This is a genomic window from Roseateles sp. FW301-B2 (assembly GCF_058788955.1).
The window spans coordinates 107,921-132,179 of the sequence record NZ_JBYTBE010000011.1; the positions used below are offsets into that span (position 1 = coordinate 107,921).

The 24,259-nt window shown below is 65.8% G+C and carries 22 protein-coding genes and 1 tRNA gene; 17 read left to right on the forward strand and 6 right to left on the reverse strand.

Going from position 1 to position 24,259, the window contains the following annotated elements; all coding sequences use genetic code 11:
- The first annotated feature begins 13 nt into the window (after nt 1–13).
- Nucleotides 14–1,375, forward strand: coding sequence for a DNA repair protein RadA (gene radA, locus AC3WQY_RS10030; RefSeq protein ID WP_492707968.1), 1,362 nt, complete (start codon nt 14–16; stop codon nt 1,373–1,375).
- On the opposite strand, the gene AC3WQY_RS10035 is transcribed toward radA, so the two are convergent.
- Both AC3WQY_RS10035 and AC3WQY_RS10040 read right to left on the reverse strand, forming a co-directional pair.
- A complete protein-coding gene (locus AC3WQY_RS10035) occupies nt 1,362–3,239 on the reverse strand; it encodes a sensor domain-containing diguanylate cyclase (protein ID WP_492707970.1) in 1,878 nt (625 codons plus the stop codon). The genes radA and AC3WQY_RS10035 overlap by 14 nt on opposite strands.
- A gap of 8 nt (nt 3,240–3,247) precedes the next feature.
- Complete coding sequence (locus AC3WQY_RS10040; protein ID WP_425334677.1) at nt 3,248–4,045, reverse strand: substrate-binding periplasmic protein; 798 nt, start codon at nt 4,043–4,045, stop codon at nt 3,248–3,250.
- A gap of 98 nt (nt 4,046–4,143) precedes the next feature.
- On the opposite strand from AC3WQY_RS10040, the gene AC3WQY_RS10045 reads away from it, so the two are divergent.
- On the forward strand, nt 4,144–4,560 hold the full coding sequence (locus AC3WQY_RS10045) for a hypothetical protein (RefSeq protein ID WP_492707972.1): 417 nt from the start codon (nt 4,144–4,146) through the stop codon (nt 4,558–4,560).
- Here the strand turns inward: AC3WQY_RS10045 and AC3WQY_RS10050 are convergent.
- Both AC3WQY_RS10050 and AC3WQY_RS10055 read right to left on the reverse strand, forming a co-directional pair.
- Nucleotides 4,529–5,125, reverse strand: a complete 597-nt coding sequence (locus AC3WQY_RS10050; RefSeq protein ID WP_492707974.1) for a PEP-CTERM sorting domain-containing protein — start codon at nt 5,123–5,125, stop codon at nt 4,529–4,531. The genes AC3WQY_RS10045 and AC3WQY_RS10050 overlap by 32 nt on opposite strands.
- Nucleotides 5,126–5,147: 22 nt before the next feature.
- On the reverse strand, nt 5,148–5,678 hold the full coding sequence (locus tag AC3WQY_RS10055; RefSeq protein ID WP_492707976.1) for a PEP-CTERM sorting domain-containing protein: 531 nt from the start codon (nt 5,676–5,678) through the stop codon (nt 5,148–5,150).
- Between the two features lie 256 nt (nt 5,679–5,934).
- Here AC3WQY_RS10055 and AC3WQY_RS10060 point away from each other — a divergent pair, with 256 nt between their 5' ends.
- The 5 genes from AC3WQY_RS10060 to AC3WQY_RS10080 are packed head-to-tail and all read left to right on the forward strand — an operon-like array spanning nt 5,935 to nt 9,141.
- Nucleotides 5,935–6,858 carry a branched-chain amino acid transaminase gene (locus tag AC3WQY_RS10060; protein WP_492707978.1) on the forward strand — a complete coding sequence of 308 codons (924 nt, stop codon included), beginning with the start codon at nt 5,935–5,937 and terminating at the stop codon, nt 6,856–6,858.
- 18 nt (nt 6,859–6,876) lie between these two features.
- Nucleotides 6,877–7,089, forward strand: a complete 213-nt coding sequence (locus tag AC3WQY_RS10065; protein ID WP_285234699.1) for a zinc-finger domain-containing protein — start codon at nt 6,877–6,879, stop codon at nt 7,087–7,089.
- Between the two features lie 8 nt (nt 7,090–7,097).
- A complete protein-coding gene (locus AC3WQY_RS10070; protein ID WP_285234698.1) occupies nt 7,098–7,547 on the forward strand; it encodes a YybH family protein in 450 nt (149 codons plus the stop codon).
- A 10-nt stretch (nt 7,548–7,557) separates the two neighbouring features.
- Nucleotides 7,558–8,604, forward strand: coding sequence for a YheT family hydrolase (locus AC3WQY_RS10075; RefSeq protein WP_492707980.1), 1,047 nt, complete (start codon nt 7,558–7,560; stop codon nt 8,602–8,604).
- Between the two features lie 9 nt (nt 8,605–8,613).
- The gene (locus tag AC3WQY_RS10080) at nt 8,614–9,141 is read left to right on the forward strand and encodes a DUF2946 family protein (RefSeq protein ID WP_492707982.1); all 528 of its coding nucleotides are present in this window, start codon (nt 8,614–8,616) and stop codon (nt 9,139–9,141) included.
- Nucleotides 9,142–9,196: 55 nt separating this feature from the next.
- Here AC3WQY_RS10080 and AC3WQY_RS10085 read toward each other — a convergent pair whose 3' ends face one another.
- Entirely contained in the window at nt 9,197–9,733 is a 537-nt protein-coding gene (locus AC3WQY_RS10085; protein ID WP_285234695.1) for a c-type cytochrome, read from the reverse strand.
- A 158-nt stretch (nt 9,734–9,891) separates the two neighbouring features.
- Here AC3WQY_RS10085 and AC3WQY_RS10090 point away from each other — a divergent pair.
- The 9 genes from AC3WQY_RS10090 to AC3WQY_RS10130 all read left to right on the forward strand — a co-directional run bounded on the left by AC3WQY_RS10090 (nt 9,892) and on the right by AC3WQY_RS10130 (nt 22,569).
- A tRNA-Arg gene (locus AC3WQY_RS10090) sits at nt 9,892–9,966 on the forward strand.
- A gap of 433 nt (nt 9,967–10,399) precedes the next feature.
- Nucleotides 10,400–13,990 (forward strand): EAL domain-containing protein, encoded by a 3,591-nt coding sequence (locus tag AC3WQY_RS10095; protein WP_492707984.1) that lies wholly within the window; start codon nt 10,400–10,402, stop codon nt 13,988–13,990.
- Nucleotides 13,991–13,993: 3 nt separating this feature from the next.
- A complete protein-coding gene (locus tag AC3WQY_RS10100; protein ID WP_492707986.1) occupies nt 13,994–14,185 on the forward strand; it encodes a hypothetical protein in 192 nt (63 codons plus the stop codon).
- Nucleotides 14,182–15,030 (forward strand): HDOD domain-containing protein, encoded by an 849-nt coding sequence (locus AC3WQY_RS10105; RefSeq protein WP_492707988.1) that lies wholly within the window; start codon nt 14,182–14,184, stop codon nt 15,028–15,030. The genes AC3WQY_RS10100 and AC3WQY_RS10105 overlap by 4 nt, the downstream gene beginning before the upstream one ends.
- Before the next feature lie 2 nt (nt 15,031–15,032).
- Nucleotides 15,033–15,938: an ATP-binding protein gene (locus AC3WQY_RS10110; protein ID WP_492707990.1), complete on the forward strand. Its 906-nt coding sequence runs from the start codon at nt 15,033–15,035 to the stop codon at nt 15,936–15,938.
- Between the two features lie 2 nt (nt 15,939–15,940).
- The gene (gene nosR / locus AC3WQY_RS10115) at nt 15,941–17,296 is read left to right on the forward strand and encodes a response regulator c-di-GMP phosphodiesterase, NosR family (protein ID WP_492707993.1); all 1,356 of its coding nucleotides are present in this window, start codon (nt 15,941–15,943) and stop codon (nt 17,294–17,296) included.
- 1 nt (nt 17,297) lies between these two features.
- Nucleotides 17,298–17,861 carry a response regulator gene (locus AC3WQY_RS10120; RefSeq protein WP_492707995.1) on the forward strand — a complete coding sequence of 188 codons (564 nt, stop codon included), beginning with the start codon at nt 17,298–17,300 and terminating at the stop codon, nt 17,859–17,861.
- Entirely contained in the window at nt 17,858–19,975 is a 2,118-nt protein-coding gene (locus AC3WQY_RS10125; protein ID WP_492707997.1) for a PAS domain-containing sensor histidine kinase, read from the forward strand. Before AC3WQY_RS10120 ends, AC3WQY_RS10125 begins: the two co-directional genes overlap by 4 nt.
- A gap of 23 nt (nt 19,976–19,998) precedes the next feature.
- Nucleotides 19,999–22,569 (forward strand): hybrid sensor histidine kinase/response regulator, encoded by a 2,571-nt coding sequence (locus AC3WQY_RS10130; protein WP_492708029.1) that lies wholly within the window; start codon nt 19,999–20,001, stop codon nt 22,567–22,569.
- Nucleotides 22,570–22,655: 86 nt separating this feature from the next.
- On the opposite strand, the gene AC3WQY_RS10135 is transcribed toward AC3WQY_RS10130, so the two are convergent.
- Nucleotides 22,656–23,540, reverse strand: coding sequence for a diguanylate cyclase (locus AC3WQY_RS10135; RefSeq protein ID WP_492707999.1), 885 nt, complete (start codon nt 23,538–23,540; stop codon nt 22,656–22,658).
- 161 nt (nt 23,541–23,701) lie between these two features.
- On the opposite strand from AC3WQY_RS10135, the gene AC3WQY_RS10140 reads away from it, so the two are divergent.
- A complete protein-coding gene (locus AC3WQY_RS10140; protein ID WP_492708002.1) occupies nt 23,702–24,079 on the forward strand; it encodes a hypothetical protein in 378 nt (125 codons plus the stop codon).
- Nucleotides 24,080–24,259: the final 180 nt, after the last annotated feature.

The window sequence follows — 24,259 nt, forward strand, 5'->3', positions numbered from 1 at the left end:
CACAATCGCGCCCATGGCGAAAGAGAAATCGATTTACACCTGCAGCGAATGCGGCGGCACGAATGCGAAGTGGCTGGGCAAGTGCCCGCATTGCGGTGAGTGGAACACCCTGGTCGAGTCGGTGGCCGAGCCCAGCGGCGGCGGGAAAAACCGCTACCAGTCGCTGGCCAAGAGCCAGCCGGTGGCGACGCTGAGCGAGATCGAGGCGAGCGACTTCGAGCGCACCCCCACCGGCCAGGACGAGCTGGACCGCGTGCTGGGCGGCGGCATCGTGGCCGGCGGCGTGGTGCTGATCGGCGGCGATCCGGGCATCGGCAAGTCCACCCTGCTGCTGCAGGCGGTGGACGCCTTGTCGCAGCAGCTGAAGGTCTTGTATGTCACCGGCGAGGAGTCGGGCGCACAGGTGGCGATGCGCGCGCGCCGCCTGGGCCTGGCCGGCACCCAGGTGCGTGTGCTGGCCGAGATCAGCCTGGAGAAGATCCTCGCCACCATCGAGGTGGAGCAGCCCGGCTTTGTGGTGATCGATTCGATCCAGACCATGTACTCCGAGCAGCTCAGCTCGGCACCGGGCTCGGTGGCCCAGGTGCGCGAATGCGCGGCCCAGCTCACACGCACTGCCAAGGCCGGCGGCTGTGCCATGGTGCTGGTGGGCCATGTGACCAAGGAGGGTGCGCTGGCCGGCCCGCGCGTGCTGGAGCACATCGTCGACACCGTGCTGTATTTCGAGGGCGACACGCACAGCAGCTTCCGGCTGGTGCGCGCGATCAAGAACCGCTTCGGCGCGGTCAACGAGATCGGCGTGTTCGCGATGACCGACAAGGGGCTCAAGGGCGTGACCAACCCGAGCGCGATCTTTCTCTCCACCCACGGCGAGCCGGTGCCGGGCAGCTGCGTGCTGGTGACGCTGGAGGGCACGCGCCCGTTGCTGGTGGAGCTGCAGGCCCTGGTGGACGGCGGCGGCCCGAGCCCGCGGCGGCTCTCGGTGGGCCTGGAGCGCGACCGCCTGGCGATGCTGCTGGCGGTGCTGCACCGCCATGCCGGGGTGATGACCAACGACCAGGATGTGTTCGTCAACGCGGTGGGCGGGGTGCGCATCAGCGAGCCCGCGGCCGACCTGGCGGTGATGCTGGCGATCCAGAGCTCGCTGCGCGGCAAGCCCCTGCCCAAGGGCTTCATCGCCTTCGGCGAGGTGGGCCTGGCGGGCGAGGTGCGGCCGGCGCCGCGCGGTCAGGAGCGCCTGAAGGAGGCCGCCAAGCTGGGCTTCAGCGTCGCCGTGGTGCCCAAGGCCAATGCGCCCAAGAAGGCCATCGAGGGGCTCACCGTGCATGCGGTGGAGCGCATCGAGGAGGCCATCGCCATCATCAGGGGCCTCTGAGTTCGCCGTTGCCCATCCAGGCGCGGCCGGCGCGCTTGTTGCGGTACATGGCGTCGTCGGCCGCCTTGGTGAGGCTGAGCTCGTCCTGCCCGTCCTCGGGATAGATGGCCAGGCCCAGCGAGCAGGTCAGCTCCAGGTGCACGCCGGCGATCTCCATCGGCATGGCGAGCTGGTTGAAGATCTTGTCGGCCACCACCTGGGCGGAGTCGCGCGTCACCGGGCCGGTGAGCAGCACCACGAATTCGTCGCCGCCGATGCGGCCCACGGTGTCGGTCTCGCGCACCGCGTTCTTCAGGCGCTTGGCCACGGTCTGCAGCAGCTGGTCGCCCACGGCATGGCCGAACTGGTCGTTGATGGGCTTGAAGCGGTCCAGGTCCAGCAGGATCAGGCCCAGGGTCTCGTGGTAGCGGCGCGCGTTCGCCAGGCTGTAGTTCATGCGCTCCTGGAAATGCGCACGGTTGGCCAGCTCGGTGAGCGGATCGTGGCTGGCCATGAAGCGCACGCGCTCCTCGGATTCGCGCCGCGCCTGGATGTCGGAGAGCGTGCCCAGCATGCGCAGCGGGCGCTGCTGGGCATCGCGCTCCACCACGGTGCCGCGCACCAGCACCCAGCGCCAGCCGCCCTGGCCATCGGCGATGCGGTACTCCAGCGCCACCGCCGGCACCAGCCCGTCCAGGCAATGCTGGAACTCGGCCTGGACGCGCATGCGGTCGTCGCCATGGATGCTGGCCAGCACCTGGCTCATATTGGGCTCGGCGGAGGCGTCCGGCAGATTCATGATGGACTTCCAGCGCGGCGAGGTGCTGAGCTTCTGGCTGGGTATCTCCCAATCCCAGATGCCGTCGCCAGCGCCCTCCAGCGCAAAGGCCCAGCGCTGCTCGCTGCGGCGCAAGGCCGCCGTCATGTCTTGCGCCAGCACATGGGCACGCTCGCGCGAACTGCCCAGGGCCCAGCTCAGCAGGCTCAGCAGCAGCGAGGCCAGCACGCCCGCCGCCAGCACCTGGCGCGCGTCCTGCAGCCCCTGGGCGGGCGCAAACGCGCCGTCCGCCTGCAGCAGCAGGGTCCAGGTCTGGCCGCCCAGCACCAGGTATTCCTGACCCTGCATCAGCGCCCCGCCCTCGGGCCGGCGCTCGGAGGCGAACAGGCGCTGCGCGGCGCGCGGCTCGGTGCCGCTGAACAGCTCCAGCCGCAGGCCGGGCGCCAGCTCGCCATACAGGCTGGCCATCAGCTCGGGCATGGCGACCGGTGCGACCACCCAGGCGCGCAGCGCGGCACGGCGCTCCTCCACGCTCTGGGGCGCGAGCTTGGGCGCATAGACCGGCAGCAGGGCCAGGAAGCCGACCTGCTTGCCCAGCTTGATGCCTTGCAGGTCAAAGCGATCGCTGAGGGCCATGCGGCCGGAATCGCGCGCCAGCTCCAGCGCCGGCCGTATCAGGGGATCGACCATCAGATCGACGCCCAAGGCCGCCAGATTGCGGCGCACGCCTGGCTCCAGCTGGATCATCGGCGCCCGGCCCGGCGCCGCGCGCCATTCGGCCAGGCCCAGGCCCTGCAGGCCGGCGAAATCGGCGCCCAGCGGCAGCGAGTCGACGTAGAGGCGCAGGCCTTGCGGATCCTGCAGGCCATGGGCATGCAGAAAGCCCTGCACGCCTTGCAGCAGCAACTCGTGCGCGGCCATGCGCTGCTCCACGCGCAGGCTGGCCTCGCGCAGGCTGGCATCGAAGCCGAGCCGCAGCCTTGCCTGCGCCTCGGCATGCTCGCGCTGCCACAGGCCCAGGCTCAGGGCCAGCCCGGCGGCCATCACCAGCAGCGGCAAGGCGCGGCCGCTCAACCAGGTCGGGAAGCTTGGCGATCCGGAGGCCATGAGCGGGATCAGAAGCTGACCATGGCGCGTGCCAGGTCGGGCTTGAAGTATTTTTCGAAGATGCGCTGCACCGTGCCGTCGCGCAGCATGCTCTCCACCAGGGCCCGCCACTTGCCCTGCTCGCTCTCGCTGAGGCTGGCGCGCGACATGATGAGGCCGTGCGGGATCGGCTTGTCGCCGAACTCGAGGATCTGGCTGAACTCGCGGATGCGCGCCGAATCCAGCGTCGGGTAATCGAAGGGCTCGATGATCATGGCCTGGATCTGGCCGCTGCCCAGCGCCGCGAACAGGGCCGAGAGGCCGGAGGACTGGATCACGCGCTGCTGCTCGGCGAGCCGGTCCACCAGGCGGTTGGCACTTTCGCTGTAGCGGAAGGCGCGTATCACGCCCAGTTTGAGGGCCGGGTTGCGCTCGAAGTCCTCGATGCGCTGCAGCTGGGCATCGCGCCGCGCCAGCAGGTAGTACTTGTTGCTGAAATACCAGGCGAAGGCGGCGAACTTGTCGCGCTCGGGGCTGCCGATGCCGGAGAGGCTGAAGTCCAGGCCGCCCGATTCGATCAGCTGCCAGATGCGCGCGCGCGCCATCAGCGAGACATGCAGGCGGCAGCCGCTGCGGCGCGCCAACTCATCCGCGATGTCCTTGTCGATGCCGGTCGAGGTCTCGGCCGAATAGAGCAGGCCGTGGTCGTGCAGGGCCAGCGTCAGGGCGCGCGCGCAGTCGGGGCCGTCGCCCGCGTGAGCCGCCATCGCGCCACACAGCAACAGGCCCGCCCACCCCAGCTTGTTCTTGATGCCGTCCCTGCTCATCTCTGCCACCGTTCCGGGAAGAGCCAGAGAATACGCTAAGCGCGTGACTTGGGCCTGTTGGCAGCGCGGCAATAGGCCCAAACAAGTAGCATCCCGCCATGAACAAATGGATAGGCGGAGCGCTGGCCTTGGCAGCGCTGATCGTGGGCGGCCTGCTCTATGGCTGGAAGGGCGTGATCCTGGCGCTGAGTGCGGTGATGTTCTGGCTGCTGATGCAGTTCACCCGGCTGATGCGGGTGATGCGCATCGCCAACAGCTCACCGGTGGGTCATGTGGACAGCGCGGTGATGCTGAATGCCAGGCTCAGGCCCGGCATGAAGCTGATGGAGCTGATCCCGCTGACGCGCAGCCTGGGCCGCAAGATCCCCGGCCGGCCCGACACCTATGTCTGGACGGATGCCGGCGGGGTGGCCGTTGAAGTGGAATTCAAGCAAGGGGCCTGCAGCCGGTGGCAGCTGCTGCGCCCCGAGGAGGCCGCAGCGCTCAGCGCGCCGAACGGCGACGCTTCGCGGTAAGGCCGGCGGCGCCCAGCGCGGCCGCCAGCAGCAGCAGGCTGCTGGGCTCGGGTACCTGGTTGCTTGTGCCACCGCCGGCAGCACCGCCACCGGGCGGCGTGACGACGGGCGGCTTGCCGGTCGAATACAGCACCGCGCCCGAGGAGCCGGCCAGCAGGTACTTGAAGCTGTCCAGATCGGTTCCGGCGTCGAATTTGTAGAAGGCCGTGCCCTCCACGCCGTTCTTGCCGGCCTTGCCCTTGTGAATGCCGACCCAGGTGGTGCCGAACAGCGGGGTCGAGAAGTCCACCGCCGAGCCGCCGCCGAGTTCGATCTTCTCGACGACATGCCAGTCGTTCAGACCCAGCGATGCCAGCAGGGTCGCTGCGGCCTGGCTGTTGGCCTCATTGAGCAGATTGCCCTCGACATAGTTGGTGCAGGCGAAACCGTCGCTGCTGGCGAGTCCGAGATCGCTGGCTGAGCAAGCCAGGCTGCTGGGGCTGACCTGCTGCACCGGCTTGGCCTGGGCCACCAGGGACAGGGCGCAGAGCGCGACGGCGGAGATGGTGAGACGGAAGTTGTTCATTGTTCTTCTTTGTGTTGAAGGTTTACTGGCGCGCGCGACGGCGGGAGATAAAGGCCAGGGCTGCCAGGCCGGCGGCCATCAGGGCATAGCTCTGGGGTTCGGGCACGGCCGGCACGCCGCCACCGCTGCTGCCGCCGCCGTTCAGGCCGGTGGCATACAGCACCGCGCCGGAGGAACCGGCCAGCAGGAAGTTGAAGTTGTCCAGATTGGTTCCGGCGTCAAAACGGTAGAAGGCCGTGCCCTCCACGCCGTTCTTGCCGGCCTTGCCCTTGTGGATGCCCACCCAGGTGGTGCCATTCAGCACGGTGCTGAAGTCCACCAGCTGGCCGCCACCGAGCTCGATCTTCTCAAGCCCTTGGGTATTGCCGGTGAAGCCCAGCGACGCCAGGGCGGTGGTGGCCTGGCCGAGTGCGCCGGCATTGCTGTTCAGCAGATTGCCGCTGACGAAGGCTGTGCAGGCAAAGCCCGTGCTGCTGATGCCCGACAGGTCATTGAAACTGCAGTCCGTGCTCGCCTGGGCGGCGAGGGACAGCAGCGAAAGACCGAGGGCCATACCGAGGCGGGCTTGAAGGCGGTTCGACAAAATGTGCTCCCTTGAAACGTTGCAGGTTTGCAAACCGAACCTGCCTGGACGCGATTGTTTATGGGTTCTCCCCTATGGCCGCGTGCATATCCCCCCTGTTCGGGGTGCTTGTGTGCATCGGAATCGGCGCATGTGTGAAGCCCGTCACGACTGATCGCGGGGCTCTCGCCGCGGGGCGTGCCGCATAGAATTGCCACTCGGCAAATCTGCGTGCAAAGGAAGCCCCATGTCCCTCGACGACCGCGACGGCAAGATCTGGATGGACGGCCAGTTGGTGGACTGGCGCGACGCCAAGATCCATGTGCTGAGCCATACCCTGCACTACGGCTGCGGCGCCTTCGAGGGCGTGCGCGCCTACAAGACCGACAAGGGCACGGCCATCTTCCGCCTGCGCGAGCACACCGAACGCCTCTTCAACAGCGCCAAGATCCTGCGCATGAAGATCCCGTTCACGATCGAACAGGTGGAGGAGGCCCAGAAGCAGGTGGTGCGCGAGAACGCGCTGAAAAGCTGCTATCTGCGCCCGCTCACCTGGATCGGCTCCGAGAAGCTGGGCGTCAGCCCCAAGGGCAACCAGATCCATCTGATGGTGGCGGCCTGGGCCTGGGGCGCCTACCTGGGCGAGGAAGGCATGAAGCGCGGCATTCGCGTCAAGACCAGCAGCTACACCCGCCACCATGTGAACATCACCATGACCCAGGCCAAGGCGGTGAGCAACTACACCAACTCCATCCTGGCGAATATGGAAGCCACCGAAGACGGCTATGACGAGGCGCTGCTGCTGGATGCCTCGGGCTTCGTCTCCGAGGGGGCGGGCGAGAACCTCTTCGTCATCAAGGGTGGCGTGGTCTACACCCCCGACCTCTCGGCCGGCGCGCTCAACGGCATCACCCGCAACACCATCTTCCACATCTGCCAGGATCTGGGCCTGAAGCTGGTGGAAAAGCGCATCACCCGCGACGAGGTCTATATCAGCGACGAGGCCTTCTTCACCGGCACCGCCGCCGAGGTCACGCCGATCCGCGAACTGGACCGGGTGGAACTGGGCACCGGCTCGCGCGGCCCCATCACCGAGAAGATCCAATCGGCCTTCTTTGACATCGTCAATGGCCGCAACCCCAAATATGCTCACTGGCTGAGCCTGGTCTGAGAAAGCGAAAGTAAAGCAATGAGTGCGCAAGAAAACAAGAGCGTCGTTGAAGTGACGGCCAAGGATGTGCAAGGCGGCGGCGTGGTGGCCTGCCCCAACCCCGCCATGCCGCTGTGGAGCAACCATCCGCGCGTGTTCGTCGACATCACCCACGAGGGTGGCGGCAAATGCCCGTATTGCGGCACGGTCTACAAGCTCAAGGCGGGCGAGCAGCTGCATTCCGCGCACTGACCGCCGTGATGCACCGACCCAAAGCCCAGGCCGCCGCGCTCTTGTCCTCCCCCGAGGACACCGAGCAGCAGTTCTACGAAGCCCTGCAGGGCGCCGATCTGGACCGCCTGATGGAGGTCTGGGCCGATGAGGACGAGGTCTCCTGCGTGCATCCCGGCGGCCCGCGCGTGGTGGGCCTGGGCGCGATCCGCGCAGCCTTCGAAGCGGTGTTCCAGCAGGGCGCCATCGCCGTCCATCCCGAGCGGGTGCGCCGCATGGTGAGCGGCGACACCGCCATCCACCAGGTGCTCGAGCGCGTGCTCGTGCAGGGCGCCGAGGGGCAGCAAAGCGCCTGGGTCATCTCAACCAATGTTTACCTGAAAACCGCCATGGGCTGGCGCATGGTGGTGCACCATGCCAGCCCCGGTACCGCGCATGACATACAAGAGGTGGTTGAAGAGCCGGCTACCCTACACTGACCGCGTCGCCATGCAGTACCAAGCGCCCTCATGGCTGCCCGGCGGCCATGCCCAGACCATCTGGCCGGCGCTGTTTGCGCGCCGCCATCAGGGTCTGCCGCTGAAATTCCGGCGCGAGCGCTGGACCACGCCCGACGCCGACTTCATCGACGTGGATTGGCTGGAGACGCCGGCGTGGATGTCGCACGACATGTTCACCAAGCGCCAGCCCGAGTTCCAGGAAAGCCGTTTTGGCGAAGGCATTGGCGGGCGCGGCAGCATGGCGCCGCTGCTGGTGCTGTTCCACGGCCTCGAAGGCAGCTCGCAAAGCCATTACGCCCAGGCCTTTGCCGCGGTGGCGCGCCAGCGCGGCTGGGCCTTCGCGATCCCGCATTTCCGCGGCTGCTCGGGCGAACTGAACCTGGCGCCGCGCGCCTACCACTCGGGCGACTTCGAAGAGATCGGCTGGATGCTGGCGCGCTTCAAGGAACTGCACGACGGCCCGGTGCTGGCCGCCGGCGTCTCGCTGGGCGGCAATGCCCTGCTGCGCTGGGCCGAGGAGCATGGCCAGAGCGCCGCCGCCACCGCACGCGCGGTCTGCTCGATCTGCTCGCCGGTGGACCTGGCCGCCTCGGGCCGCGCCATCGGCCAGGGCTTCAGCCGCCAGGTCTACACGCGCATGTTTCTGCGCACCATGGTGCCCAAGGCCTTGCGCAAGCTGAAGCAGCACCCCGGCCTGTTCGATGCCGAGCGCCTGCTGCGCGCGCGCGATCTGTACGAGTTCGACAATGTCTTCACCGCGCCCCTGCACGGCTTCCGCAATACCGAAGACTATTGGCAGCGCGCCTCCAGCAAGCCGCACCTGGCGCGCATCCGCATCCCGGCCCTGGTGCTGAACGCACGCAACGACCCCTTCGTGCCGGCCGCCTGTCTGCCGCGCGAGCACGAGACCGGGCCCTATGTGACGCTGTGGCAGCCCGAGCATGGCGGCCATGTGGGCTTTGCCGCCGGCCCGCTGCCCGGCCATGTGATGAGCATGCCGCAACAGGTCTGCGACTGGCTGTCCCAGGCGCTCTAGACTCGGGCCATGGATCCCATCGTCAAGGCCGCGCTGAAGAAGTGGCCCAACGTCCCGCACTGCTATGGCTGGCTGGCGCTGGACGCGCGCGGCGACTGGTATATGCGCGACGAGCGCATCCAGGCCGCCGGCCCCTTCCCGCAGGTGAAGGGCAGCCGCATCGTGCATGAGAAGCTGCGCGAGTTCATCGAACGCAACTACGAGGCCGACGAGCAGGGCTGCTGGTTCTTCCAGAACGGGCCGCAGCGCGTCTACCTGCAGCTCGAGGCCACGCCCTGGGTCTGGCGCCTCGCCGCCACGCCGGTGGGCCCGCAGCTGCGCAGCCACACCGGGCGCCCGGCCCAGTTCCGCAGCGCCTGGCTGGACGAGCTGGGCCGGCTCTACCTGGACAGCGACATCGGCCCGGGCCTGGTGCACAGCCTGGACATGGAGACCGCAGCCGATGCGGTGGAGCAAGGCCTGTGGACACCCCAGGACATCCGCGCCGCCGAGCTGCCGGCGCGCTTCGGCTTCCAGCGCCAACCTCAGGCGCAATAAAAAAACCGCCGGGGCTCGACGCCCGGGCGGTTTGTGCTGATCTTGCGATGCCTGATCAGTTCGCGGCGGCCGAAGCGGCTGCGGCAGGTGCCTTGGGTTCGTCGAACTTGGCACCACCCTGGTTGGCCATATAGACCACGGCGCGGGCGATCTCGAAATCGCTGTGATCGCCGCCGCCCTGGGCACCCATATTGCCCTTGCCCTTGAGGGCCGAGTTCAGCAGGGCTTCGAAGCCGTTCTTCACGCGCGGGCCCCAGGCGGCCGCATCGGCCAGCTTGGGTGCACCGGCGGCGCCGGTGGCGTGGCAGGCCGAGCACTGGGCCTGGAACACCTGCTCGCCGGTCTTCATCGCGCCGGGGTTGGAGGCGTCCTTGATTTCGATCGCGCCCACCGGCTGGATGCGCGCGGCCACCGCCTGCTCTTCCAGGCCGACGCTGCCGGCGGCCGGCTTGACATCGGTGGTGACGTAGTTGGCCAGCATCACGATCACGATGATGGGCACCACAAAGGCAAAGAACACGGCCCAGATCAGCTGCTTGGGCGTCTTGATCGGTCCTTCGTGCGGGGCGTCGTGGTCGTGAGATCCGCTCATGAAATCCTCGTTGGCGTCGGCTTGATGGAAAGCGCTGGGAATGCGCTGCCTGCAAAACGCAGGCGGCAAAACCGCGGGATTATATCGTCGGCCGCACGGCGCCCGGCCGGGCTTGTGCGGCCAAGGCGCGGAAGCCGGCTAGAATGCGCCCCTGCACCGCGACCGTGGTGAAGTGGATATCATTGGGCCCTCCGAAGGCTTAGTCGCAAGTTCGATTCTTGCCGGTCGCACCAGTCGCTTGATAGCGCTTAGATAAACGGGACCTTCAAGGTCCCGTTGCTTCTTTTGAGCAGCGAACGGAGCCAGCACCTGCCTCCGCCGCCCCCTCCCCAGTCATTCGATGCGCCATTGGACTCCGCGCCTGGCGAGACGCAAAAGCTGGGCAATAGTCTTTTGATTACGCGCATTCCCCTGTCTCAGGCGTATTGACTTTCAGCGACGCGTGGCGTTCACTCAAGGCGTTTGCGCAAGCCACCGTCCGGGGTCAGCAAGGCCGTCAGGCGGAACCGACTTGCCCGAAAGGGGAGTATGAAAAAGAACATGCACTCGGCGCGTCGCGGCCGAGAGGTAAGCAATTGGTTGTGCGTCCCAGCTGCTGCACTGTCCTGCCATGCGCGAACGGGGCCAGAACCACAAGGTGCCGTCAACGGCGATTGAGTGGTGTCCATGGACACCTTCACCACCACTCAAGGCGAGCGCCGCCGGCTTGGTGCCGATGTCGGCCTGTTGTCGACGTTGGGCTGGCTGTTGCCCCAGGGCGTCGGCCGCAAGCTGCTGCTGGCCCTGGTGTTGGTGCTCAGCGCCATCAGTGTGCCGCTCTGGTTCCAATTGCGGCTGTCGCAGACGCTGCTAGCCGACACGCAGCAAGAGCGCTTCGGCGTGCGCGACGGTCGGCAACTGCTGCACTTGCTGCAGCTGGTGCAGCAATGGCGCGTGGCGGGGCTCGACGTCGACAAGCCCCAGCCTGCGCCGCCGCAACTGCAGCGTGCATGGGCGGAGCTGTTGCAGACCTCAAGCCAGCTGAGGGATCAACATCAGAACGCACGGGGCTGGGCAGCCCTGGTGCATTCGGGCGCACAGCAGTACACGGAGGCGCTGCGGCGGCTCAGGCCGACCGACGGCGCGGGCGCGCCGATGCCGGATCAGCAGCCGTTGGCCCAATTGGACCAATATGCACTGGCGATGCTGGATCAGGTCGTCGACGGTGCCGGCCTGATCCTTGATCCGCAGGCCGACACGTACTTCTTGATGACGGCGGCCCTGCCCACAAGCGCTCGTCTGGCCAGCACCCTCAACCTCTTGATTGACACGGCGGAGACCCAAGAGCGCCGCTTGCGCACCTTGGCCGAGGCGCAGTTGCTTTGGGACGAGCTGCGCAAAAGTTATGGCAAGGCGTTCGCCGCGAACCCAGCGCTGCAGGAAATTCTGGGACCTGGCCTGAAAGAACTGGATCGCGCGCTGGCCGTCGCACTTGCGGGCGAATCGGCAAAAGGCCCTGCGCAGCAGCAGCCGATGGAGCAACTGAACATCGCCGGCTTGGCGCTGCATGATTTGGCCAGCCATGCGGTGCGTGCACTCGATCAGCGACTTGAAGCGCGCGCCCAGGCGCTGCGCAACACCCGGTATCTTGAGTTCGCTTCACTGCTGATCCTGCTGGCCTGGCTGCTTGCACTGATTCGCCCGCTCGCGATGGAGTACGGCCAGCGCACCTTGGCATTGGAGCATCGAGCCAAGCTGTTGGGCCACGCCGAAGACTTGGCCGAGATAGGTTGCGCGGAAACCGATCTGATGACCGACACGGTCACTTGGACCACGGGCATGTACAAGTTGTTCGGCGAGCCCGTAAGCGCAGCGCCCGTCGATCACGACTGGCTATTCCTGCGCCTCCCCAAGCAGGAACGCGACTTCGTTCGCCAGTCCATACAGCAGCTAAGCCCGGGCGCGCCATTCGAGTTTGAGCATCAAATCCTTCATGCCGACGGCAGCTTGCGCACGGTCCTGCACCGCAGATTGGTCGAGCTGGACTCGAAAGGCTGGCCCAAGCGTGAGCTGGCCATTCTGCAGGACATCAGCCGCCAGCGCGACGCGGCCCAGCGCATCGACAAGCTTGCCAACTCCTGCCCCATCACCGGCCTGCCGAACCGTAACGCCTTGCTGCATCGGCTGGAGAGCGCAACCCGGCGCTGCCTGCGCGACCAAGGCAGCCTGGCACTCTTGATGCTGCAGATCGAGCAGCTTGGCATCGTGATGGACTCCATGGGCTATGCCGGTGCCGATCGTCTGCTGACCGAGGCGGCGGCGCGACTCAGCCGCGTGGCGCAAGCGCGCGCCTGGCTGGCCCATTTGGGAAACGGCGAATTTGCCTTCATCCTCGGGCCTGCGAGCGAACAGCCCGGGCCCATCGACGTCGAACAGGCCAGCGCCATCGCACAGTCGCTGTGCGAGGTCATTGCCGCACCGATGCTGCTGGGTGACATCGAGGTGAAGCCGAGTTGCTGCATCGGTCTGACACTCTGTCCGGCAGACGGCGACAACGCCCCCAAATTGCTTCATCAGGCGCAGGCCGCCCTGAAGCGTGCCCAGCAGGCCGGCGAGCAGCAGATCCGCGCTTTCGATGCCGCCAGCCATGCCCGGGCCGCATCGCGTCTGGCCATCGAGGCCGGCTTGCGCCGGGCCTTGGAGCGGCAGGCCTTCAGCCTGCGCTTCCAGCCCCAGCTGGATCTCGGTACGGGCCAGCTGAGTGGCGCCGAAGTGCTGTTGCGCTGGCACGATGCCGTGCGCGGAGAGGTGCCGCCGGTCGAGTTCATTCCGATCGCGGAGGCGACCGGCCAGATCGTCGAGATCGGCGCGTGGGTGCTGCGCCAGGCCTGCATGCAGAACGTCGCCTGGCAACGCGAGGGTCTGCGGCCCGTACGCCTGGCGGTCAATCTCTCGATGCGTCAATTGCAGGAGCCCGACATCGCCTGGCGCGTGCAGGAGGTGCTGCGCGAAACCGGCATGGATCCCAAATACCTCGGGCTTGAAATCACCGAGAGCATCTTTGTGGACGAGAGCACCCATGCCGCACGCGCCCTGAATGCGCTCAAGGCCATTGGCGTGACGATCTCCCTGGATGACTTTGGCACCGGCTATTCCAATCTGGGCTATCTGCGCAAGCTGCCCATCGACATCGTGAAGATTGACCGCTCGGTGGTGCACGATGTCGCCGCGGCGGCCCATGATGTCTCGATGACGCGCGCCGTCATCAATATGGCGCACAGCCTGCAGATGAAGGTGCTGGCCGAGGGGGTCGAAACCGAGGGGCAGCTGGCCCTGCTGATGGCGAACCGCTGCGATGAAATGCAGGGCTATTACTTCAGCCCGCCGGTGGAGGCGGAGGCGTTCGCGCAGCTGCTACGCACCGAGCGACGTCTTCCCGAGCACCTGTTCGAGCGGGAATGCGCCCGCACCCTGCTGCTGGTGGACGACGAGGAGAACATCCTGGCGGCCCTGAAGCGCCTGCTGCGCCGCGACGGCTACCAGATCGTCACCGCCACCAGCGGCGCCCAGGGACTGCAGCGCCTCACCGAACACACGGTGGACGTGATTCTGTCCGACCAGCGCATGCCGGGCATGACCGGCGTCGAGTTCCTGCGCCGCGCCAAGGAGCTCTATCCCGACACGGTGCGCATGGTGCTGTCGGGCTATACCGAGTTGCAGTCGATCACCGACGCCGTCAACGAGGGTGCGATCTACAAATTCCTCACCAAGCCCTGGGACGACGAACGCTTGCGCAGCCACATCAGCGAGGCCTTCCGCAACAAGGAGATGGCCGACGAGAACGTCCGTCTGGGCAGCGCCGTGGCCAAGGCCAATGATGAGCTGGCGCAGGTGAACCAGCGCCTGCAGGGCCTGCTGCAGGTGCAGCGCGAGCGCATCACGCGCGAGGAAGTCAGCCTGCAGATGCTGCGCGATCTGCTTGAAAGCATCCCGGTGCCCATCATCGGGGCCGACCCGGGCGGCATGATCACCTATGTCAACGTGGAAGCGGACACCCTGTTCGGCGGCCTGCCCTTGGGCCACGCCATCGAGCTCATGCTGCCGCCGAATCTGTTGGCGCTGTGGCAGGGCGCGGAGACCGAGCCGGTCAAGGTCAGCTTGGCCGGCAGCGAATTCCTGGCCCGTTGCTGCGCCATTGGCCCGGGTCAGGATCAGGTGACCGCGCGCGGCAAGCTGATCGTGCTGATGCCCGTGAGCAACTTTGCCGAGGAGTACTGAGCCATGTGTCCGGCCCCAGCGGTTCCGATTGCCAATCTCCATCCCGAGCGCAGCAGCTGCGGTCCGGTCGCTAACCCGTCGCCGCCGGCAGAGCAGCGACTGGAGCAACTGTTCCGCTACTCGCTGCGCCATGGCCAGATCAACCCACTGCTGTACGTCGTGCTGCATTACCGCAGCGGTGAGCGGCCGACATGAGCGCCGTCGCCCTGGCCTGCCTGCAGCGTATCGAGGAGCTACCTGCCTTGCGTGGCGCCGTGCTGGACTTGCTGCGCTCGCTCGAAGATCCGCAGATCGACGTCGAGACCCTGGCGGCCAAGATCGCCACCGACCAGGCGATGGCGGTGAAGGCATTGCGGCTGGCGAACTCTTCGTTTTTTGGACTGGCACGCCAGGTCAGCTCGATTGCCGATGCCACGGCCATCATCGGCTTGCGCAGCGTGCGCAATATCGCCATGGTTGCCGGCCTGACCGCCGCCTTGGACGGCAGGCTGTGCGCGGAATTCGACGTTGACGGCTTCTGGCGGCATGCCGTTGCCACCGCCCTGTGCGCCGAAGCCTTGGCCGGGCAGCGGCATTTCGACGCCGGCGTGGCCTTCGGCTTCGGACTCCTGCACGACATCGGCTGCATGGCCCTGGCCATGGCGCTGCCGCAGGACTACGGCCGGGCGCTGCGTCTGCGGGGCGAGTCAGACTCGTTGCTCGTCGACGCGGAGCGCGAGATTCTGGGTGTCACGCATGCGGAGGTGGGCGCCGCGCTGGCCGAGCGCTGGCAGCTGGCCCCGGCGATGGTAGCCGCCATCGCCAAGCATCACGCGCCGCCCGAGGAAGGCGAGCCCGGGCTGCTGGACGTGCTGCATGTGGCCGACAACATCGCCCACGCGCTGGACCTGAGCCGGCAGGAGGCCGAAATGGTGCCGCCCATGTCGATGGCCGCTTGGCGGCGCCTGGCACTGAGTGAGGCCGAGCTGCATCGCGTCTTCGAGCAAACCGAATCGCGCCACGCAGCGCTTTGTCACGCGCTCTTGGTGAAGGAGACCTGAGCATGGATTCGCTGCTAAGCCCCTCTCAGGTGCAGGAACTCCTGCGCACCAATAGCGAGCTCAAGCAGCTCAATGCACGGCTTTCCGAGGCCCAGGAAAAGCTGGTGCAGTCGGAGAAGCTCGCATCCATCGGCCAACTGGCGGCGGGCGTGGCGCATGAGATCAACAACCCGATCGGCTATATCTTCTCCAATTTCGGCACGCTGGAACGCTATCTCGCCGACCTGTTCGAGATGCTGGCGGCCTACGAGGCCGCCGAGATCGCGATGCCGGCCGGCGAGGCCAAGGCGGCACTGAAGGCCAAGCGCGAAAAGGTCGAGCTGGAGTTTCTCAAGGAAGACATCCCCACCCTGATGGCCGAGTCCAAGGAGGGCATCAGCCGCGTGCGCAAGATCGTGCAGGACCTGAAGGACTTCTCGCGCGTCGACAACAGCCAGGAATGGGTGCTGGCGAACCTGCATCAGGGCATCGACTCCACGCTCAACATCGTCAACAACGAGATCAAGTACAAGGCCCAGGTGCGCAAGGACTACGGCGTGATCCCCGACATCGAATGCCTGCCCTCCGAGCTCAACCAGGTGTTCATGAACCTGCTGGTGAATGCGGCTCATGCCATCACCGCGGATCGCGGCACCATCACGATACGCTCGGGCGCCGACGACGATCTGGTATGGGTGGAGGTGGCCGACGACGGCGCCGGCATCGCGCCCGAGAACCTCAAGCGCATCTTCGACCCCTTCTTCACCACCAAGCCGATCGGCAAGGGCACGGGGCTGGGCTTGTCGCTCGCCTACGGCATCATCAAAAAACATGCCGGCCAGATCCAGGTGCACAGCGAGTTGGGCGTTGGCACCTGCTTTCGCATCACCCTGCCACTGCGGCAGGCCCAAGGTTCACGCGGGGAATAGGCATGGTTGATGACGCCAACACCCAAGCCGTGGTGCTCTTCGTGGACGACGAGCCATCGATCCTGAGCGCCCTGCGGCGCTTGTTCCGGCCCAACGGTTACCGGGTGCTGCTGGCCGAGAGCGGGCCGGCGGCGCTGGCGATGCTGGAGCTGGAGCCGGTGGATCTGGTGGTGTCCGACATGCGCATGCCCGAGATGGACGGTGCGCAGTTCCTCGAGCGCGTGCGCCAGCGCTGGCCGGAGATGGTGCGCATCCTGCTCACCGGTTATGCCGACATCAGCTCCACCATTGCCGCAATCAACCGCGGCGAAATCCATCGCTACATCTCCAAGCCCTGGGACGACCAGGACATCCTGCTGGCGGTGCGCGACGGCCTCAAGCATCGACGTCTGGAGCAGGAGAATCGCGCCCTGCTGCAGCTGACGCAGCGCCAGAATTCCGAGCTGCTGGCGCTCAACGCCTCGCTGGAGGGTCGTGTGAAGGCGCGCACCCAGGAGCTTGAGCAGGTCAACGACATGCTCAACAAGGCCTACGGCCAGCTGCATGAAAACTTCCTGCTCTCCATCAACGTCTTTGCCGGCCTGCTGGAATTGCGCGATGGCAGCCTGGCAGGCTATTCGCGCCAGGTCGGGCTGATGGCACGCCGCGTCGCGCAGCAGCTGCGGCTTGGCGCGCAGGCGGAAGAGGACGTGTTTGTGGCCGGCCTGCTGCACGAGGTGGGCAAGATCAGCTTTCCCGACGCGCTGCTGCGCAAGCCGGTCTCGGCCATGAGCGGCGAGAACCTGGCGCGCTACAAGCGGCACACGCTCAATGCCGAGGCCGCGCTCCTGCCGCTGGCCGATTTGCAGCGCGTGGCCAAGTATGTGCGGCAACAGCACGAGCGCGTCGACGGCAAGGGCTTCCCGGATGGGCTGGCGGGCAAGGAGCTGCCGCTGCCCTCTCAGGTGCTTGGCCTGGTGGCCGACTACTACGGTCTGCAGGCCGGCCGCCTGGCTGAAAAGCGCTATACGCCGGAGACCGCTGCCGCCGCGATCCGGGGCGGCGCGGGCACACGCTATGAACAAGCCGTCGTCGAGGCCTTCGAGGCCGTGCTGAGCCAGCTGCCGGCCGTGCAGCCCACCGATCGCATGGTGTCGGCCGCCGAGATCGAACCCGGCATGGTGCTGGCGCGCGACCTGCTCGGCCCGCAGGGCACCTTGCTGCTGGCCGCGGGCTTTGTGTTTGACAGCCGGGTGGTGCGCCAGGTGCGTGAGTTCGCGCTGCGCGAGGGCCTCAAGATGAGTCTCTATGTCAAGCTGGATCAAGCCCAGCAGGCGCCGCGCCCGCTGCCCCAAACTGTGCTGACCGGAAAGGGCTGATATGACGGACAGGATTTTGCTGGTCGACGACGAACCCGGGGTGCTGAGCGCATTGAGCCGGCTGCTGCGGCTTGGCCTGCATGACGCGCAGATGAAAAACTATGTGGTGGAGACCTTCACCGATGCGCGCCTGGCGCTGGAGCGGGCGCGCGAATGCGTGTTCGCCCTGGTGGTGTCCGACTACCGCATGCCCGGCATGAACGGGGTCGAGTTCCTGCAGGCGCTGCGGCAGCTGCAGCCCGATTGCCCGCGCATCATCTTGTCCGGTTATGCCGATCTGAATGGTTTGGTGGCGGCCATCAACGAAGCCGGGATCACCCGCTTTGTGTCCAAGCCCTGGAACGACCACGACCTGCTGTGCAGCATGCGCCAGATCCTCAAGATCCGCGATCTCCATCTCGAGAACCAGCGCCTTGCCGATCTGGTGCGGCAGCAGCAGGGCCGGCTCAGCGCCCAGGAGGCCGAGCTGCGCCGACTCGAGCGCCTGGAGCCGGGCATTACCCACGTCAACTGGGGGCCGGATGGCTCCTTCATCCTGGAAGACCCCGGAGACGTCAGACTATGACGACCCTGCAGCCGTCCGAGGCCAGCGTGCTGTGTCCAAGCGCGGAGTTCCGCTCCGCGCTGGAGGCCGTGAGCTCGCCCTGCCTCGTGCATGCCGGCAAGAAGCTGCTGTTCGCGAACGCGGCCATGCGGCGCCTGCTGGGTTATACGCAGACGGCTCTGCAGGAGATGGATTTCTATGCCTGGGCCACGCCAGCAGGTCAGGCGGCGCTGCGCTACTACGGCCAACGCTGCCTGAGCGAGTCCGGCGAGTTGCCGGCGTTCGAGGTGGAAGCGCTCACCGCCAGTTGTGCCTTGCGCTATGTGGAGCTGAGTACACGCCGGGTGCAGGTGGACGGGCAGGTGCTCGCCGTCGTCACCTGCCAGGATCTCAGCGACATCCGCCATGTGCAAGGCAGCCTGCTGGACATGGGCAGGGTGCTGCACCAGATCATCGAGAACATCCCGGTGGCGACCTTCGTGATCGACGCGGGGCACCGTGTCACGCAGTGGAACGCCGCTTGCGCCGCCCTCACCGGCATCGAAGCGAGCGCCATGATGGGTCAGGCCAAGGTCTGGACGGCCTTCTATCCCGAACGACGGCCGGTGCTGGCGGACCTCATCGTCGATGGAACGGCGGAAGCCTTGCGCGGCCAGCTCTACGGCAGCCAGTGCTGGCCCTCGGCCGTGATTGCCGGCGCCTTCGAGGCCGAGATATTTTTCCCCGAATTTGGCGAAGGTGGACGCTGGCTCCACTTCACCGCAGCGCCGCTGACGGATGCCCACGGCAAGCTGGCCGGGGCGATCGAGACCCTGCAAGACGTGACGCCCCGACATCTGGCGGAAGAGGCCATGCGCAAGCACCGCGACGAATTGGAACTCATGGTGGCAGACCGCACCGCCGAGATGATAGGCATGCACCAGGAGCTGGAGGCGTTTCTGGAAAACGCCTCGGTGGGCATCATCGCCACCAGCCAGCAGCGCATCACACGCGGCAACAAGATGTTCAGCGAGATCTTCGAACTGGACGGCCGTTCGCCGGTCGGCATGGTCAGCCGCGACTTCTTTGACAGCGATGCGGCCTACGAGGAGCTGGGGCGGGTCGCCTACCCGGTGCTGTCGCGGGGAGAGTCGCTGCTGCACGAGATGGAGATGTGCACCGCCAAGGGCAACAAGATCTGGGTGCAGATGATTGCCTATGTGGCCGATCCCCATGCACCCAAGGCGGGCACGTGGTGGCTGCTGCAGGACCGCACCGAGGTCAGGCGCGTACAGGGTGAGTTGCAGCGCAACTTCGAGCGCATCAAGGAAACCAATGCGCGCCTGGAGGAGGCGCAGAACCAGCTGCTGCAGTCGGAAAAGATGGCGTCGATCGGGCAACTGGCCGCCGGCGTGGCGCATGAGATCAACAACCCGATCGGCTTTGTGAGCTCCAACCTGGGCACGCTCAGGCGCTATGTGGAGGCCATGTTCAGCCTGCTGAACTATTACGCCAAGCTCGATCTGAGCCAGCAAGCCCCAAGCATTGGCAAGGAACTCGCCGACCTCAGGCAGGCGGTTGACATGGACTTCATTGCCGAAGACCTGCCCCAGTTGCTGAGCGAGAGCGACGACGGCCTGGTGCGCGTGAAAAAGATCGTTCAGGATCTGAAGGACTTCTCGCGCGTGGATCAATCCGACTGGCAGGAGGCCGACATCAACGCCGGCCTGGAATCCACGCTCAATGTGGTGATGAACGAGGTCAAGTACAAGGCCGAAGTGCGCAAAGACTATGGCGAGCTGCCGGCGGTGCGCTGTCTGGCGGCCCAGCTCAACCAGGTCTTCATGAATCTGATCGTGAATGCCGCTCACGCCATTGTGGAGCGCGGCGTCATCACGCTAACGACACGTGTACACGGCGATACCGTTTGCATCTCGGTGCGGGACAGTGGCTGCGGCATGAGCGAGGAAACGCGGCGCCGTATCTTCGAGCCCTTCTTCACCACCAAGCCCGTCGGCCAGGGCACCGGGCTTGGGCTGTCGCTCTCGTTTTCGATTGTGCAAAAGCATGGCGGGCGCATCGAAGTCGAGTCGACGCCCGATCAAGGCAGCTGTTTCCATGTCTGGATACCCGTCCACGGCCCGATCACTGCCTAGACAAGATTCCTGGTTTGCTGTTGATGCCGTGCCCAGGCATCAGGGAGGCTGACATGAGATTCTGGCGTATTGCCCCGGCCGAGGGCGCCGCTTCGCCCGAGGCGGCAAATGGCCAAGCAGCCATGCCCGCGGCGTTCTTGCTGACCCAGGCCGCTGACCGTGCCCAGCTTCGCCGTGCACTCGCCGTGCTGCTGATATCGGTGCTGAGCTTCGCCGTGCTGGCCCCGCAGGCCACGCTGAAGCTGGCGCCGGTGGCCGCCTTCATTCCCATCTATGAATCGGCGTTGGTCATGATCGATCTGATCACGGCCGTACTCTTGTTCGGGCAGTACCGCATCCTGCGTTCACCGGCGCTGCTGGTGCTGGCCTCGGGCTATTTGTTTTCTGCGCTGCTGACCATCGGGCACGCGCTCAGCTTCCCGGGCCTGTTCGCCGCCACGGGCCTGCTCGGTGCGGGCCCGCAGAGCACCGCCTGGATCTATATGTTCTGGCACAGCGGCTTCCCGCTGTTCGTGTTGGGCTATGCCCTGCTGCGACGCGCGGGCCCGACCAGCGCAACCGCCCGCCTCGCGGTGACGGTGCCCCTGTTGGCGATCACACTGGGCCTGGGCGCGATCGGCCTGGCCACACGCGGCCAGGGCCTGCTGCCGGCCATCATGGACGGCAATCACTACACGCCGGCCATGCTGGCCACGGTAGGTACGGTCTGGTTGTTCAGCCTGGTGGCGCTGCTGGCCCTGTTGCGGCGGCGGCCTTACGCGGTGCTGGACCTCTGGTTGATGGTGGTGCTGGCTGCCTGGTTGTTCGACATCGCACTCTCGGCCATGCTGAATGCCGGGCGCTACGACCTCGGCTTCTATGCCGGCCGCATCTATGGGCTGCTGGCATGCAGCGTGGTGCTGCTGGAACTGCTTTTGGAGAACGGCATGCTCTATGCCCGCCTGGTGCAAGCCCATGCGGACGAGCATCGCAAGAGCGTGGAACTGATGGCGGCCCGCGATGCCGCCCAGGCCGCCACCCAGGCCAAGAGCCTTTTCCTTGCGAGCATGAGCCACGAGATCCGCACGCCGATGAACGCCATCATCGGCCTGACCCATCTGGTCCTGGAGACCGAACTGGACCGCCAACAGCGCGACTATCTCAGCAAGGTGCAGACCTCGTCCAAGGCCCTGCTCGGCCTGCTCAACGACATTCTTGACTACTCCAAGATCGAGGCCGGCAAGGTCACGTTGGAGACCGAGGAATTCAGCCCGGAGGAAACCATCGAGAACGTCGGCAATCTGTTCTCCGCGAAGCTCGAGGAGTCCGGCCTGGAACTGTTCTTTGAAATAGACGAGAACATCCCGCACCGCCTGCTCGGGGACGCATTGCGCTTGACCCAGGTGTTCAACAACCTGGTCGGCAATGCCATCAAGTTCACGCCACGCGGTGAGATCGTGATTGGCGCCGAAGCCCTGACGCGCACGGAAAATCGGATCGAAGTGCGTTTCACGGTGCGCGATACGGGCATCGGCCTGTCAGGCTCGCAAGCGAGCCGGCTGTTCCAGGTCTTCGAGCAGGCCGATCAGTCGGTGACGCGCAAATACGGCGGCACTGGCCTCGGCTTGGCAATCTGCAAGCGTCTGGTCGAGATGATGGGCGGCGGCATCTCGGTGAGCAGCACGCTCGGCGAAGGCAGTTGCTTCAGCTTTACGGCCGGCTTCGGCCTGGCTGGCAAGGCGGTCGAGCGCATTGACCTGCATCGCATTCACGGCATGCGCACCCTGGTGGTCGACAGTCAGCCCACCGCGCGCCTGATTCTGCAGCAGGTGTTGCAGAGCTGGCGCTTCCAGGTCGGCACTGCCTCCTTCGCCGACGATGCCTTGCTGAAGCTGCGTCGCGCCGACCACTGGGCGCCGTACGAGCTGTTGCTGCTGGATTGGAAGACGGCCGGCCTGGATTTTGTGGAGCAAGCGCGCGGCGTCGTGGCCCAAACCAGCAAGGCGCCCCTGGGGGTTGTGCTCATGTGTACGCAGCAGCTGCACGAACAGGTGGAGGAGGCCGTCCGAGGCCTGCCGGCCGTGGCCGTGGTGCTCAAGCCCATCACGCCATCGCGCCTGTTCGATGCCATCGTCCGGCTGCAGCATGGCGATGGAGTTGTACCGATGCCGGCGTGCGAGCGCAAGGCCAGCCTGGCCGAGACCATGTTGGCGATCCGCGGTGCGCGCGTGCTCCTGGCCGAGGACAACATCGTTAACCAGCAGGTGGCCAGCGCATTCCTGGAGTTGGCGGGCCTGACGGTGACGGTGGCCAACAATGGCCAGGAGGCCGTGGACTGGGTCAAGCGGGAGCACTTCGACGTCGTGCTGATGGACATGCAGATGCCCGATATGGACGGTACCCAAGCGACCCGCGTGATCCGCAGCCTCCCGCAAGCCGTCCACCTGCCCATCATCGCCATGACCGCCGCCGCCATGGAGGAGGACCGGCAGGAATGCTTGGCCGCCGGCATGAACGCCCATGTACCCAAGCCGATAGACCCTCGCCAGCTGGCGGAGACTTTGCTGGAGTGGGTTGCGCCAGCTGGCCGCGATGTGGTGGCAGCGGCGCAATAGTAGCCAAGGGTCGCTCACGGCCTTGGCTGTTGCAGCCAGGGCAGCACGGTGGCGGTGGCGTTGCTGGGCCTGGATAGACGCGCTCATCAAGCCGCAACAGCCACGCGGTTGCGGCCAGCTGCCTTGGCCTCGTACATCGCCTTGTCGGCACGATCGATGGCATCTTCGACCGACAGCGGGGGTTCGATCAAAGCGACGCCAAGGGACGCAGTCACATGGACGGAATGACCCGCGTTGTCAATCCGAATGCTCTGAGCCGCAATTGCAGCGCACATTCGACGGGCCACGCCGGCGGCCTGATCCAGGTTCGTATTGGGCAGGCTGAGCAGGAACTCCTCCCCGCCGTATCGGTAGATTCGATCGTAGGGTCGCAGCAGCGTTTGCACGCATTGCACCAGCGAGACGATGACCGCGTCCCCCGCCATGTGCCCGTGCTCGTCGTTGACGAGTTTGAAATGGTCGATGTCGAGCATGATCAAAGCGCAAGGCTGCACGCCTCGTCGAACGAGCGCATGCTGTTCGCGCAGATCCACCAGCAGGCCGGCCCTCGTTCTGGCGCCGGTGAGGGGATCTCGGTTGGAAGCCAGGTCGGCGAGTTCATGCCGCAGCGCCTGGGCCTCCAGCCGCATCCGGTCCAGCACATTGGTGAATTGATCCAAGTCGCTGGACGAAATCGGCAGCTCATCGACGACGCGTTGAAGCAGGCCGTGCGCCTTGGCATGCATCTTCTCGTGCGCCTGCCCCAAGGAGCCAAAGGTCTGGTGATCGTTCAAGAACGCCGCCGGCAGGCTCTCGTACCACTGTCCGAAGCGACAGCGACGATGCGCATCGGGCAACATATCGGGCGCATCCGGCGGCACATGGGCAATCAACACACGGAGCAGGTTTTTGTACCACTGCTCGTGGTTGTAAATCGCCTGATCAAGTTGCGCGATAGCCGATTGCAACTGCTGATTGGTGAAGTAGGCCATGTTGTGGGACTCGCTGAATGCGCCCGGTTGCCTGCTGAGGCATTCCATCCCTTTGCAGCTTGCCAGGTGGCAAGCGCCCACACCGCCGCAACTCAGCGTCACGCAGCTAACCGTTGACTTCATGCTACCTCGGCCGATGGGCAGCAACAAGCAATGCCTCCATGCGGGAAAAGAGCGCGCTTGACGCTGACGCTGATCAATATCTGCTCGTCACGCAAGGCCTAATGTTCCATTCGATCGGCATTCGCGGTGACATGGTCAGGCACGACTGGACCCGTGATCCCGCCACGTTTGCCAAGATCAGGGAGAAGGCGATGACCCACAACATCATGCAATCCAGCGACGCGCAACGCACCTGCTTGCGCCTGATGTCGGCCAGGGAACTGTATAGCCGTGCGCTCCAGCGCTATGTGCTCGGGCAAGACCGCAGCACCGACCGGATGCTCAAAGCCCTGTTCGTGCTTGACCTCGCAGAAAACAGATATCGCGCATTGATACGGGCAGACCATGTATGGCCTCCAGATGCCCGCGTCAGATAGTTGCGATGAAGCACCACACAGGGCGGTTCATTCAGACGCGAAGCATGACCGTCGCAGGTTGTCGAAGGCCTCGCCCTGCAAGGTATTAGGCATTGAGCCGAGCTCGCTGTACCGCGGCTCTGCCAGAACAGTCGCGCGTCCGGAGCGATCGACGCCCGACCTGTGACTGCATAGACCGCA

Bases quoted from the DNA above. Each gene is read 5' to 3' on its own strand.
- AC3WQY_RS10105 (WP_492707988.1), top strand. From the start codon at position 14,182: ATGAGCGCCGTCGCCCTGGCCTGCCTGCAGCGTATCGAGGAGCTACCT.
- AC3WQY_RS10110 (WP_492707990.1), top strand. From the start codon at position 15,033: ATGGATTCGCTGCTAAGCCCCTCTCAGGTGCAGGAACTCCTGCGCACC.
- radA (WP_492707968.1), top strand. From the start codon at position 14: ATGGCGAAAGAGAAATCGATTTACACCTGCAGCGAATGCGGCGGCACG.
- AC3WQY_RS10120 (WP_492707995.1), top strand. From the start codon at position 17,298: ATGACGGACAGGATTTTGCTGGTCGACGACGAACCCGGGGTGCTGAGC.
- AC3WQY_RS10050 (WP_492707974.1), bottom strand. From the start codon at position 5,125: ATGAACAACTTCCGTCTCACCATCTCCGCCGTCGCGCTCTGCGCCCTG.
- AC3WQY_RS10075 (WP_492707980.1), top strand. From the start codon at position 7,558: ATGCAGTACCAAGCGCCCTCATGGCTGCCCGGCGGCCATGCCCAGACC.
- AC3WQY_RS10045 (WP_492707972.1), top strand. From the start codon at position 4,144: ATGAACAAATGGATAGGCGGAGCGCTGGCCTTGGCAGCGCTGATCGTG.
- AC3WQY_RS10125 (WP_492707997.1), top strand. From the start codon at position 17,858: ATGACGACCCTGCAGCCGTCCGAGGCCAGCGTGCTGTGTCCAAGCGCG.
- AC3WQY_RS10130 (WP_492708029.1), top strand. From the start codon at position 19,999: ATGCCGTGCCCAGGCATCAGGGAGGCTGACATGAGATTCTGGCGTATT.
- AC3WQY_RS10065 (WP_285234699.1), top strand. From the start codon at position 6,877: ATGAGTGCGCAAGAAAACAAGAGCGTCGTTGAAGTGACGGCCAAGGAT.
- nosR (WP_492707993.1), top strand. From the start codon at position 15,941: ATGGTTGATGACGCCAACACCCAAGCCGTGGTGCTCTTCGTGGACGAC.
- AC3WQY_RS10095 (WP_492707984.1), top strand. From the start codon at position 10,400: ATGGACACCTTCACCACCACTCAAGGCGAGCGCCGCCGGCTTGGTGCC.
- AC3WQY_RS10080 (WP_492707982.1), top strand. From the start codon at position 8,614: ATGGATCCCATCGTCAAGGCCGCGCTGAAGAAGTGGCCCAACGTCCCG.
- AC3WQY_RS10070 (WP_285234698.1), top strand. From the start codon at position 7,098: ATGCACCGACCCAAAGCCCAGGCCGCCGCGCTCTTGTCCTCCCCCGAG.
- AC3WQY_RS10085 (WP_285234695.1), bottom strand. From the start codon at position 9,733: ATGAGCGGATCTCACGACCACGACGCCCCGCACGAAGGACCGATCAAG.
- AC3WQY_RS10135 (WP_492707999.1), bottom strand. From the start codon at position 23,540: ATGGCCTACTTCACCAATCAGCAGTTGCAATCGGCTATCGCGCAACTT.
- AC3WQY_RS10100 (WP_492707986.1), top strand. From the start codon at position 13,994: ATGTGTCCGGCCCCAGCGGTTCCGATTGCCAATCTCCATCCCGAGCGC.
- AC3WQY_RS10055 (WP_492707976.1), bottom strand. From the start codon at position 5,678: ATGGCCCTCGGTCTTTCGCTGCTGTCCCTCGCCGCCCAGGCGAGCACG.
- AC3WQY_RS10040 (WP_425334677.1), bottom strand. From the start codon at position 4,045: ATGAGCAGGGACGGCATCAAGAACAAGCTGGGGTGGGCGGGCCTGTTG.
- AC3WQY_RS10035 (WP_492707970.1), bottom strand. From the start codon at position 3,239: ATGGCCTCCGGATCGCCAAGCTTCCCGACCTGGTTGAGCGGCCGCGCC.
- AC3WQY_RS10060 (WP_492707978.1), top strand. From the start codon at position 5,935: ATGTCCCTCGACGACCGCGACGGCAAGATCTGGATGGACGGCCAGTTG.
- AC3WQY_RS10140 (WP_492708002.1), top strand. From the start codon at position 23,702: ATGCGGGAAAAGAGCGCGCTTGACGCTGACGCTGATCAATATCTGCTC.